Annotated in this window: 11 protein-coding genes and 1 tRNA gene; 7 read left to right on the top strand and 5 right to left on the bottom strand. The window is 63.7% G+C overall.

Annotated features, from left to right (window positions below):
- The first annotated feature begins 140 nt into the window (after window positions 1–140).
- From ACVIIV_RS21385 to ACVIIV_RS21375, 3 genes are all read left to right on the top strand, one after another.
- Window positions 141–647 (top strand): hypothetical protein, encoded by a 507-nt coding sequence (locus ACVIIV_RS21385; protein ID WP_456745932.1) that lies wholly within the window; start codon window positions 141–143, stop codon window positions 645–647.
- Complete coding sequence (locus ACVIIV_RS21380) at window positions 644–1,162, top strand: hypothetical protein (protein WP_456745931.1); 519 nt, start codon at window positions 644–646, stop codon at window positions 1,160–1,162. Before ACVIIV_RS21385 ends, ACVIIV_RS21380 begins: the two co-directional genes overlap by 4 nt.
- A 140-nt stretch (window positions 1,163–1,302) precedes the next feature.
- Entirely contained in the window at window positions 1,303–2,064 is a 762-nt protein-coding gene (locus ACVIIV_RS21375; RefSeq protein ID WP_456745930.1) for a glycosyltransferase family 2 protein, read from the top strand.
- A gap of 117 nt (window positions 2,065–2,181) precedes the next feature.
- Here the strand turns inward: ACVIIV_RS21375 and ACVIIV_RS21370 are convergent.
- Window positions 2,182–2,257, bottom strand: a tRNA-Trp gene (locus ACVIIV_RS21370).
- A 149-nt stretch (window positions 2,258–2,406) separates the two neighbouring features.
- Between ACVIIV_RS21370 and ACVIIV_RS21365 the strand changes: the two genes are divergently transcribed.
- Entirely contained in the window at window positions 2,407–3,636 is a 1,230-nt protein-coding gene (locus ACVIIV_RS21365; RefSeq protein ID WP_456745929.1) for a serine hydrolase domain-containing protein, read from the top strand.
- A gap of 149 nt (window positions 3,637–3,785) precedes the next feature.
- Here ACVIIV_RS21365 and ACVIIV_RS21360 read toward each other — a convergent pair whose 3' ends face one another.
- Together ACVIIV_RS21360 and ACVIIV_RS21355 are read right to left on the bottom strand one after the other, a co-directional pair.
- Window positions 3,786–4,553 carry an SDR family NAD(P)-dependent oxidoreductase gene (locus ACVIIV_RS21360; protein WP_456745928.1) on the bottom strand — a complete coding sequence of 256 codons (768 nt, stop codon included), beginning with the start codon at window positions 4,551–4,553 and terminating at the stop codon, window positions 3,786–3,788.
- 79 nt (window positions 4,554–4,632) lie between these two features.
- The gene (locus ACVIIV_RS21355; protein WP_456745927.1) at window positions 4,633–5,331 is read right to left on the bottom strand and encodes a histidine phosphatase family protein; all 699 of its coding nucleotides are present in this window, start codon (window positions 5,329–5,331) and stop codon (window positions 4,633–4,635) included.
- A gap of 133 nt (window positions 5,332–5,464) precedes the next feature.
- Between ACVIIV_RS21355 and ACVIIV_RS21350 the strand changes: the two genes are divergently transcribed.
- From ACVIIV_RS21350 to ACVIIV_RS21340, 3 genes are all read left to right on the top strand, one after another.
- Entirely contained in the window at window positions 5,465–6,250 is a 786-nt protein-coding gene (locus tag ACVIIV_RS21350; protein WP_456745926.1) for an SDR family NAD(P)-dependent oxidoreductase, read from the top strand.
- Window positions 6,251–7,391: 1,141 nt separating this feature from the next.
- Window positions 7,392–8,564 (top strand): acetylornithine deacetylase, encoded by a 1,173-nt coding sequence (gene argE, locus ACVIIV_RS21345; RefSeq protein WP_456745925.1) that lies wholly within the window; start codon window positions 7,392–7,394, stop codon window positions 8,562–8,564.
- A gap of 233 nt (window positions 8,565–8,797) precedes the next feature.
- A complete protein-coding gene (locus ACVIIV_RS21340) occupies window positions 8,798–9,094 on the top strand; it encodes a GIY-YIG nuclease family protein (RefSeq protein ID WP_456745924.1) in 297 nt (98 codons plus the stop codon).
- Between the two features lie 128 nt (window positions 9,095–9,222).
- Here the strand turns inward: ACVIIV_RS21340 and ACVIIV_RS21335 are convergent, their stop codons facing one another.
- Both ACVIIV_RS21335 and ACVIIV_RS21330 read right to left on the bottom strand, forming a co-directional pair.
- Window positions 9,223–10,281, bottom strand: a complete 1,059-nt coding sequence (locus ACVIIV_RS21335) for a phosphotransferase family protein (protein ID WP_456745923.1) — start codon at window positions 10,279–10,281, stop codon at window positions 9,223–9,225.
- Between the two features lie 140 nt (window positions 10,282–10,421).
- A complete protein-coding gene (locus ACVIIV_RS21330; protein WP_456745922.1) occupies window positions 10,422–11,657 on the bottom strand; it encodes an acyl-CoA dehydrogenase family protein in 1,236 nt (411 codons plus the stop codon).
- Window positions 11,658–11,815 lie beyond the last annotated feature (158 nt).

Raw genomic sequence — 11,815 nt, 5'->3', positions numbered from 1 at the left:
TGACATCGCCGGTCAGGATTCGCACGCCCACGTGACGACCGCAAGTGCGGGGCGCCGGGCTCACTTGACCGGAAAAATACGACCTCCTATAGACTTCCGCTCTGGCTGGGCCTGAGAGGCGTCCGGGACGATTTTCCGCAATGAACATGCTACCGGGCCCGGCGCAAGCCGCTGCGATTGGTCTCAGCATCGCCTTTCCACTGCTGTTGCTGTGTTACGCGCGCATCCCCGCCACTGGCGGATCCGGCCGCCGCTTCCGGCTGAGCAGCTTCAGCGTCATCGCGCTTTACGCGATCGCCTGTATCGCCCTTCCGGGGCAACGCCACCTCGACGACGTGCTTGGCGGTCTCCTGCTGTTGGGGACAGCGATGATGTTCTGCTACATCCTGTTCAGCCTGCTGGCGTGGGGCTTTACGCTGACGCTGCTCACGGCACTCGTCCAGGCCGAACGTCCTCTCACTCTGGAGCAATGGGCCGAGGCGTACATGCAGGGCGGAGATCTCGGCACGTTCACGCACAACCGCCTGAAGCTCCTGGTCGGCGCCGGGATGGTGATCGCGGCAGGCGGCAGGCTGGCCCCGACGGCCAAAGGGGTGGCGGTCGCGCATCTGGTCAAACTTGTTCGTCTGTCGACAGGCATTGGGTGAGCGGCACGATGTCCTTTGCTGTCGGACTCGTCGCCGTCGTCGTCTTCGCCCTGCTGGCGCCGGCGTTGCAGCTCACGGCCCGCGCTCGCGCATGGTCGCTCGGCCCCGTTGCCCTGCTCGCGATCGCCGCGGTCGTCTCGCATGGTCTCGGCATGATGCTCGGAATTTTCGTCATCCCGCAATTTCAGTATTGGGACGCCGCGTCGATTTTCGGATTTTGCGTGATGGCTTACGTTTTCGCCTTTGGCGCAGTGTATAAATCGGTGTCCCTGGATATCCTGCTCGGCCTTGTCGACCGGCCCGGTCGGAGGGTCCCGCTTGCGGAGATCGTCGAAACGCAGGTTCCAGATCTGTTCCAGGGGCGAATTGGGAACCTGGTCGATGGCGGCTTGGTCGAAGCGGTCAATTCGCACTTCGTGGCGACGGCGGCAGGCCGGAATATGGCAGGCCATGTCGGGCGGCTCCGTCGCGCCTTCGGCATCGGCGATACCAGCCTCTATGATTTTTCCGATTAGTTGCGCGGAACACACACTTCTCCAGTTTCGTGCCGGTTGGGTGGACCACATCGGCGAGCCACATTGTTCGCTCGGCTCGGATGACCTAGAGTTGCTCCGGGGACCCACCAGTAAAGAGTGGCCGGCAACAGCGGCATAAAATGACACCTTCCAGGGCGGCAAAAAAGCTTACCATCGTCATCCCTGCCCTGAACGAGCAGGACAAGATCGCCGACACCATCGACGGCGTGCTGCCGCTCGCCCGCGAGCTGCTCGACGATTTCGAGATCTTCCTGATCAACGACGGCAGCACCGACGCCACCGGCGCGATCATGGACGAGTTCGCGGCCGGCGAGCCGCGCATCATCGTGCATCACAACGCCGAACGCCGGGGTGTCGGTGCCGGCTTCGAATATGCGCTGTCGCGCGCGAAATTCGATGCCATCACGCTCATTCCCGGCGATCACGCTTTCCAGAACGAAGGTATTGCGCGCATGTTCAAGGCGGCCGGCGCCGCGGACATCGTCATCACCTATCGCGACAACCAGTCGGACCGCTCCGTCAACCGCTCCATCCAGTCGCATTCGCTGCGGTTCATCCTGAACTGCCTGTTCGGGTTCTGGCTGTCCGACTACCACAGCATGATCGTCTATCCCGTGAAGTGGCTGCGCCAGATCGCGGTCAAGGCCGACGGCTACGGCTATCAGATCTGTGCGCTGATCTCGCTGCTCCAGCTCGGCCTCACCTACGTCCAGGTCCCCGTGAGCCTGAACGCGGAGCTGAAGGGGTCGTCCCGCGCACTGCGGCTGCGCACCTATTTCGAGCTCGGCGGGACCATCGTCTCGCTGCTGCGCCGCGTTCCCATCCGAAACGTCGATCTCAGTCGGATTCCTGCCGATGCGGAGCGGACCCCGGCGCGCTAGCCTCGCCGGGCCTCGACACAGGAAGTCCAGCGCAGGGGGCTGCGCGCTTCTGGCGATTCGTTCGCGGGACGTCGTGTCCCTATCCCGCCAACATCTAATCTAAGTGATTGATTTTACTGGCAGGAGTGGCAGGGCTCGAACCTGCGACCCCCGGTTTTGGAGACCGGTGCTCTACCAATTGAGCTACACTCCTACAGACCCAGCGTCGCCGCGGATCAGGGGCGCTTTCAAGCACAGAGAGCGGCCGGATTGCAAGGGTGAACCGCGCCCGCTTCGCTTGTTTGTGCCGGGGTTTGTGGGCCACAGTCCATTGGCCACAACGAAAAACAATCGGGAGTGCCCATGACCGTTACAGCGACCGCCACAGCCGCCCCACAGGCCCCACTCCACACCCCGCCTTTGCCGGAAGCCCGCCCCGAGACGCTCCGGCTGTCGCGTCCCCGTCTCCAGGCCATGTCCGATGCCTTCAGGCGCGAGATCGACAAGGGAACTGTTCCCGGGGTCACCGTGCTGGTGGCGAGGGGCGGCCAAATCGGCTGGTTCGAGGCGCTCGGCAAGCAGAGCCCGGCGGGCGCGGCGCCGATGGGGCGCGATTCGATCTTCCGCATCTTCTCGATGACCAAGCCGATCGTCTCGGTCGGCATCATGGCGTTGGTCGAGGATGGCTACCTCCTGCTGAGCGACGCCGTCGCAAAATTCATCCCGGAGTTTGCGAGCCAGCAGGTCGGCGTCGTCAGGGGCGGCAAGTTGGAGCTGGTGCCGCCGACGCGGCCCATGACCGTGCAGGACCTGCTCCGCCACACCTCTGGCCTCACCTACGAGCACCAGGGCGACGGCCCCGTGCACAAGCTCTACCAGGAGTCCCGCGTCCGCAGCCGCAAGATCACCAACGCCGAGCACGCCGCACTGGTGGCGAGCTTCCCGCTGGTCTGCCAGCCCGGCGCGGAGTTCAACTACAGCCGCTCCACGGACATCCTTGGCCGCATCATCGAAGTCGTCAGCGGCAAATCGCTCGGCACGTTCCTCGCCGAGCGCGTGCTCGCGCCGCTCCAGATGGCCGAGACCGGCTTCTCCACACCCGCGGCCAATGCCGGCCGCCTCGCCGAGCCATTCGCGGCCGACCCCTGGACCGGCGACAAGGTCGCCCTGTTCAACATGCTCGAGCAGCCGGTGATGGAGTCCGGCGGCGGCGGCCTGGTGTCGACCACGATGGACTATGCCCGCTTCTGCCTGATGCTGCGCAACGGCGGCACGCTCGACGGCAACAGGATCACCGGCCGCAAGACGCTGGAGCTGATGGCCTCCGATCACCTCGGGCCAGGCGTTGCGGTCAACGGCACGCTGCTGTCGCCCGGCCACGGCTTCGGTCTCGGATTCGCCGTGCGCCGCGAGGCCGGCATCGCGCCCTTCCCCGGCAGCGTCGGGCAGTATTTCTGGAGCGGCATTGCCGGCACGTTCTTCTGGATCGATCCGAAGGAGGATCTGTTCGCAGTGTTCATGAGCCAGGGCCCCGGCCAGCGTGATTTTACGCGGACGTTGGTGCGGGATCTGGTGTACGCGGCGGTGGAGTGAAATCTCGTGCCCCGGACGCGCTGCAACGCCTTAGCGTTGCTGCGCAGAGCCGGGGCCCATAACTCCGCGATCTCATTCTTGGCTTTCTGGGTCCCGGCTCTGCGGAGCAGCGTTACACGCTGCACCGCGTCCGGGACACGGTCGTTATCTCAACTAATCGTCGCGCCGCCGTCGATCACCATGGTCTGGCCAGTCATGAAGTCGCCGGCCTTCGAGCCCAGGAACACCGCCGCGCCGGCGATCTCGTCGGGGACGCCGATGCGCAGCAGCGGCGAGCGCGAGGTCGAGGCCTTCAAATTCTCCGGATTGTCCCACAACGCCTTGGCGAAATCGGTCTTGATCAGGCCGGGCGCGATGCAGTTCACGCGGATATTGTGCTTGCCGTATTCGCAGGCGAGGTTGCGCGCGAGCTGCATGTCGGCCGCTTTCGAGATCGCGTAGGCACCGAGGATGGTCGAGCCCTTCAGGCCGCCGATCGAGGACACGATGATGATCGAGCCGTCCTTGCGCTCGATCATCTGCGGCACAACCATCGAGATCAGCCAATTGTTGGCGACGATGTTGTTGTCGAGGATTTTTCTGAACTGATCGTCGGAGATGCCGGCGAGCGGGCCGTAATACGGATTCGACGCGGCATTGCAGACCAGCACGTCGATCTTGCCGAAGGCGCGGTTGCTCTCGTCGACAAGGTCTTGCAGATTCTCCTTCGAGGAGATGTTGGCGGCGATCGCGACCGCGGTGCCCTTGCCGAGTCTATCGTTGATGCTCTTCGCCACTTGCTCGCAAACGTCGGCCTTGCGCGAGGAGATCACCACCTTGGCGCCGTGCTCGGCCATGCGCTCGGCGATCGCAAGCCCGATGCCGCGCGTCGATCCCGTGATGACGGCGACTTTTCCCTTCATGTCGAACAAGGTCATGCTTCTCTCCCAGAGTGATCATTATCTTCAACGTCATTCCGGGACGATGCGAAGCATCGAACCCGGAATGACAGCTCAGTCAGGCGAGCTTCTTGACTTCCGGTCCCGCCGGCTGGTGCATCGCCGCGTGCGCAGCATCCGCGATCCACGGCTGCTGATTCACCATCGGCAGCCGCCAGACCGTGCGCTCGGGGCTCGCAAAATAGTCCAGCCGCGTCACCGAGCAATTGTCGATGTCGAACGAGAGCCCCCGCTCCGGCTGGCCGTCGAGCGCGAGGCCCAGTGCCGCCTTGATGGTGCCGCCATGCGCGACCGCGACGATGTCCTGCCCTGCCGCCTCGCTGTTGATCCGCTCGATGGTGCGGCGCGTGCGGTTGTAGAGGTCCATGAAGCTCTCGCCGCCGGGCGCGGGCTCGTTGATGTCGGCGAACCAGCTCGTGCCGACGGGGCGGCTCGCGATGAATTCGGCGCGGTTCATGCCCTGCCAGCGGCCGAGATTCTGCTCGGCGAGCTCCGCTTCCCATTTCATCGACGCAGGCTTTGGGAATCCGGCCGCCCAGATCGCCTCGGCCGTCTGGTGGGTGCGCATCAGATTGCTCGAATACCAGACCGCCTTGCGTGGCAGCACCTTGGCAACAGCATTGAACACGTAGGTGTCGCTGGTGTCGCAGGCGATGTCGGACTGACCATAGATGTTGCCGCCGTCATTGCGCACTGGCGCGTGCCGGACCCACCACCATCGTGTTATGACCACCTTCGCCTTGTCTGCGCCTGCCATCGAAACCCTTCCATCCCGTGTGATGTCGCTGTACGTCAGTAACGAACGTGTCTCAAGACACTTTACCGTTTGAAATCTTGTTTGAAATTCCGTCGCGCGGCAAGGGCCGCGTGCGAGCCAAAGGGAGAAGCGCATGGGCCGCCTGCAAGGCAAATCCGTCATCATCACCGGCGCCGGCAGCGGCATCGGCCGCGCCGCTGCGCTGCTGTTCACCAAGGAAGGCGCCAAGCTGATCGCGGTCGATCGCACCGAGGCGGTGAAGGAGACCGTCGAGGAGGTGAAGAAGGCCGGCGGCATTGCGGAAGCCATGGTGGCGGACGCAGGCTCCGAAAACGATGTCATCGCCGTCATCGACAAGGCAGTGAAGACGCATGGCCGGCTCGACGTGATCTGGGCCAATGCCGGCATCTCCGGCGGGCTCGTTCCTATTGCCGAGCAGACCGTGGAGCACTGGCAGGAGATTTTGCGCGTCAACCTGATCGGACCGTTCCTCGCGGTGAAATACGCGATGCCGCACATGATCAAGCAGCAGTCGGGCGCGATCGTGCTGACGGCCTCGGTCGCAGGCCTCAAGGCCGGCGCGAGCGGACATCCCTATGCGGCGAGCAAGGCGGGCGTGATCAGCCTGGTGCAGACCACCGCTTATTCGCTCACCGGCACCGGCGTGCGCATCAATGCGGTGTGCCCCGGCCTCATTGAGACCGGCATGACCAAGCCGATCTTCGACCGCGCCAAGGAGCGCGGCACCCAAGACAAGATCGGCCAGCTCAACCCCTTGAAGCGCCCCGGGCAGCCGCACGAGCTCGCGGCGATGGGACTGTTCCTGGCGAGCGACGAGGCCTCGTATGTCAACGGCCAGGCGTTCCCGGTCGACGGCGGCCTCACGGCATCGATGCCGTATACGGGAAAGCCGGTTTAACTCAGGTCTCGTGTCCCGGACGCGGTGCGGCACGCAGTCACGCTCCGCAGAGCCGGGACCCAGCAGGCCACAGAGCTCGCTGCTACATGGGCCCCGGCCTTGCAGCGCACCGCTCGCTGGACAATGCTTCGCATTGCCAGGGAGGCGCTGCGCTACGTCCGGGGCACGAGAGCGGGAGTTTTGGCGCACACCTGCCTCCACATCGTCATTGCGAGCGCAGCGAAGCAATCCAGAATGCCTCTGCGGAGAGACTCTGGATTGCTTCGTCGCAAGGGCTCCTCGCAATGACGGAGTGTGGGGTGACGGTATCGCTTCTTCAACTCGCGTTTCCCTCGCAGACACGCTTCCGCATCCTCGCGGCTCATTTCGCCCGAGCTTTACCTCGTTGCCTCACCCCATTGAAAGAGGGCGCAGGGAAGACCGGGTGCCGGCCGGGCACCCACGGTCCACTGTGCGAAAGGTGGTAACGAAGAATTTGCACAGCGGCATACAGGTGAAGCCAAACATCCGGCCTTCCCTGCGCAGTGGTTTTACGGCTTATGTCGTGCTCTCCCCGGGGAGCGATGCACTATTGCCCCCGTCGCCTTGCGGATGGCTGATGCGCTCGGTCCGGTCGGGCCGCCACATCACCGCAAGACTTGACGCACAGACCCCGGGCGTCAGGACCACACGATTTCGCCGTACGCGAACCGCACCTGTCGTTGGCGCGAGGTCTTCGCTCACAGTCGCCTGCCCTGCGAAGCCTTTTCGCACCGATGCAACTCACGTCCACCGCCGCCCGGCCCGCGTTCGTGACGATCGCGATACGCCCCTCTTCCTTGGGCCGGGTTGCGGCGACACATACGCCGATTTCGAATTTCGGTAAAGTGGAATATTTTCGCCTGCGCGCGTTGACCTAGCGCTCGCGTGTTTTGCCCGTCGCGCAACGCAAGGTTTGGTAGGCCTCCCCTCGTCATTCCGGCGACGAATTCGCGAGCCCGGAATCCATGTCACAGCGCGTGATGCTGTCCGATGGATTCCGGGCTCGATGCTGCGCATCGCCCCGGAATGACGGCTGCGGTGTTGATTTGCCCATCCCGCCGCCACGTTGGTATGGTTCCTGCAGGCAACTCAGCCTCCATTCCCTGACAAGACCGAGACAATGCAGAGCTCAAGACCCGATCGCATTCGCAAACTCCTCGCCGACCTCGTCGCTTTCGACACTGTCAGCGACCGCACCAACCTGCCCCTGATTGCCCATATCGAGAGCTACCTCGCCGCATGCGGCATCAAGGGCGAGCGCATCGTCGACGAGACCGGCGAGAAGGCTTCGCTCTGGGTCACGATCGGGCCGGAGGACCGGCCGGGCTTCGTGCTGTCGGGCCATACCGATGTGGTACCTGTCGTGGGCCAGGACTGGAGCCATGATCCGTTCAAACTGGTGGAGCGCGACGGCAAGCTCTACGGCCGCGGCACCACCGACATGAAGGGCTATGTCGCTGTGTGCCTTGCCATGGTGCCGGAGATGGCAGAGGCCAAGCTGAAGACGCCGATTCATCTGGCGATCTCCTATGACGAGGAGATCGGCTGCGTCGGCGTGCGGCCGATGCTGCGCGAGGTCGCCAAGAAGAAGGTCAGGCCGCTCGGCGCCTTCATCGGCGAGCCGACGCAGATGCAGGTCATCATCGGCCACAAGGGCAAGCACGGCGTGCGCGCCACGTTCCGCGGGCTCGCGCGTCATTCCTCGATCGCACCCGACGGCGTCAACGCGATCGAATATGCCGCCGAGCTGATCGTCGAGATCCGCCGCCGCGCCGTGGCGCTCGCGGCCGTGCGATCGGCCGACAGTCTCTACGACGTTCCGCATTCGACGCTGCTCACCAGCATCGTGCACGGCGGCGCCGCGCTGAACATCGTGCCCGACACCTGCACGGTGGACTTCGAATGCCGCGGCATCGGTATCACCGAGTCCAGGGAGGTGACGGATGCGATCGTCGCCTGGGCCAGGGCCGAGATCGAGCCCGTGATGAAGGCGCAGCATCCGGAATGCGGCATCGATTTCGAGGAGATCCTCGACTACCCCGCGCTCGACACCGCCGCCGACGCCGCGATCGTCACGCTCGCCAAGAGCCTTGCAGGGCGTAACGACCACGCCAAGGTCGCCTTCGGCACCGAGGCGAGCCTGTTCGCCAGCATCGCCGACATCCCTTCCGTGGTGATCGGCCCTGGCGCGATCGCGCAGGCGCATACGCCTGACGAGTTCGTGGAGATGGCGGAGCTGGAGAAATGCGCGGGGTTCGTGGAGCGGCTGATCGCGCATTGTGCCGCGTCGTAATCAGCGGCCGTGAAGTTTCTGGGTCCCGGCTCTGCGGAGCAGCACTGCGTGCTGCACCGCGTCCGGGACACGAGAGAGCGATCGTAGGCATAGGCTCCGAAGAATTCTGATCTCGCGTCCCGGACGCAGTGCGGTGCGTAGTACCGCACTGCAGAGCCGGGACCCAGAACACTTGGCGACAACATCGAAGCATGCAACTCTAGAGCGTATCTTCTCGGCACTGCTTCATAGGCATGCCCTTCTTCGTTTACATTCTTGCGAGCAAACGAAACGGCACTCTCTATATCGGAGTGACGAACGACCTCGCTCGCCGCGTGAGCGAGCACAAGGCCAAGCTTATACCTGGCTTCACGCGGCAATACGACGTGACATTGCTGGTCTATTTTGAAATCTTCGAATCCGTGCTGGAGGCGCGGGCACGCGAGCACTCGCTGAAACGATGGCGGCGCGCATGGAAGCTCAAGTTGATCGAAGAACTCAATCCGGATTGGCGCGATCTTACGGATGAGCTGAATACCTTGGCAACGTGACTGGGTCCCGGCTCTGCGAAGCAGCACTGCGTGCTGCACCGCGTCCGGGACACGAGAGATGAGCGAAACAGCACGAGAGTACGTCCACAAGGCAAAAGGCGCGGTCACTGACCGCACCTTCACATTTCCTACACCGCGCCCGCCTTTTGCGCGTAGTCCCACGATGCCTTTGACAGCGGCACGGTGCGCTTGGCGGATTCGAGCGCCTTGGCGTTGGCGGCGGTGCCGTCGCGGACGCGGCCGGCGATGCCTTGGGTGATGCCGGCGAGACGGAACAGATTGTAGGCGAAGTACCAGTTGAGATCAGGCACCGTCATCTGGGTGACGTTGCAATAGATCTGCGCCGCCTCTTCCAGGCTCGGGATGTTGAGCGCCTTGAGGTCGACGCCCTGCAGACCCGGCATGATCCACTGCATCAACAGATAGGTGAAGTCGGCCATGGGATCGCCGAGCGTCGACAGCTCCCAGTCCAGCACGGCCTGCACGCGCGGTTCCGTTGCGTGGAAAATCATGTTGTCGAGGCGATAGTCGCCGTGGACGATCGAGACGCGCGCCTGCTCGGGCACGGTCTTGGGCAGCCATTCGGCGACTTTCTCGAACTCCGGAATGTGCTGGGTCTCGGACGCCCGGTACTGCTTGGTCCAGCGGTCGATCTGCCGCGCAAAATAATTGCCGGGCTTGCCGAAGTCGGCCAGACCGATCGCGACGGGATCGAACATGTGGAGTTTCGCCAGCGTCTCGATCTTGCTGGTGAAGATTTTTCGGCGCGCGCCAGGCTCCTGGCTCGGCAGCGTCGGATCCCAGAACACCCGGCCCTCCTCCATCGACATGATGTAGAAGGCGGCGCCAATGACGCCGTCGTCCTGGCACAGCGCATAGGCGCGCGCGACCGGAAAGCCCTGCTTTCCGAGGGCTGCAATGACGCGATATTCGCGATCGACCGCATGTGCCGAGGGCAGCAATTTGCCGAACGGCTTGCGGCGCATCACGTAGGAGCGCTTCGGCGTATTGAGGCGATAGGTCGGGTTGGACTGGCCGCCCTTGAACTGGAGCACGACCAGCGGTCCCTCATAGCCTTCGACGTTGTCGCGCATCCAGGCTTCCAGGCGCAGCTCGTCGAAACGATGCCGCTCCTCGACCGGCTTGGTGCCCGAGAACTCTTCGTCTTTCCTGACGCCGTCAGCCACGATGACGCTCCCTCTTCAGTCCTGACCATTTCAGGTCGAGCATGATCCTAATCGGTAACCGCTGACGCACTTGCGTCAAGCGGTCACCGCATCATGCCCTGTCGTTTCTTCAGATCGGGAGCGCCTCCCGGCTCTCCCTCTCAATGATTGGGAGAATTTGCATACTTCCGAACCTCAAGTCTGGCAATGGCGCGATTGTGCACCTCGTCCGGACCGTCGGCGAGACGGAGCGTGCGGATGTGGGCGTAGTCCTTGGCAAGGCCCGCCTCGTCCGAGACGCCTGCACCGCCAAACGCCTGGATCGCCTCGTCGATGATCTTGAGCGCCATGTTGGGGGCTGCGACCTTGATCATGGCGATCTCGGCCTGCGCGGTCTTGTTGCCGACCTTGTCCATCATGTCAGCGGCCTTGAGGCACAGAAGCCGCGTCATCTCGATGTTGGTGCGGGCCTCGCCGATGCGCTGCTCCCACACCGAATGCTCGACGATCCTCTTGCCGAATGCGGTGCGCGAGGCGAGCCGCTTCACCATCTTCTCCAGCGCCTCCTCGGCCTTGCCGATGGTGCGCATGCAGTGGTGGATACGGCCCGGACCGAGACGGCCCTGCGCGATCTCGAAGCCGCGGCCTTCGCCGAGCAGGATGTTCTCCTTCGGCACCCGCACATTGTCGAGCAGCACCTGGGCGTGGCCGTGCGGCGCATCGTCGAAGCCGAACACGGGCAGCATCTTCTCGACCTTGATGCCTGACGTGTCGAGCGGAACCAGGATCTGCGACTGCTGCTGGTGCTTGGCCGCCTTGAAATCGGTCTTGCCCATCAGGATCGCGATCTTGCAGCGGGGATCGCCGACGCCGGACGACCACCATTTGCGGCCGTTGATGACGTAATGGTCGCCGTCGCGCTCGATGCGCGTCTCGATGTTGGTGGCGTCGGACGAGGCGACCGCCGGTTCCGTCATCAGGAAGGCGGAGCGGATCTCGCCGTCCATCAGCGGACGCAGCCATTTGCGCTTCTGCTCCTTGGTGCCGTAGCGGATGAACACTTCCATGTTGCCGGTGTCGGGCGCCGAGCAGTTGAACACTTCCGAGGCCCAGGTGATGCGGCCCATCTCTTCCGACAGCAGCGCATATTCGAGATTGGTCAGTCCCGCGCCGCGGAATTCGTCGTCCTCGTGCTCGGACGGCGGCATGAACATGTTCCAGAGGCCCTCGGCCTTGGCCTTCTTCTTGAGGTCTTCCAGGATCGGGATGACCTTCCAGCGGTCGCCGCTCTTGTCCTGCTGGTCGTAGACCGGCACCGCAGGGCGCACGTGCTTGGCCATGAAGGACTGCACGCGGTCGAGCCATTCCTTCTGCTTGGGGGACAGATCGAAATCCATGGGACGCTCCTCGTTTCTCTTTGCGAGCCTGTTGGCGCGCGGGCCTGTTTTGCGCCGGACTGTCCTCCGCTCGCTTGCAGCCCGCAAGCGCGGACCTTGCGACGCTTCGGAACCGGACCCTTCGATTTGCGAACGAGTCCTGATTGCGGATTGACATC

This window comes from Bradyrhizobium sp. USDA 4354, from assembly GCF_054060315.1.
The sequence above is the reverse complement of the archived record's forward strand: the minus strand, read 5'-3'. Positions and strand labels throughout refer to the sequence as shown.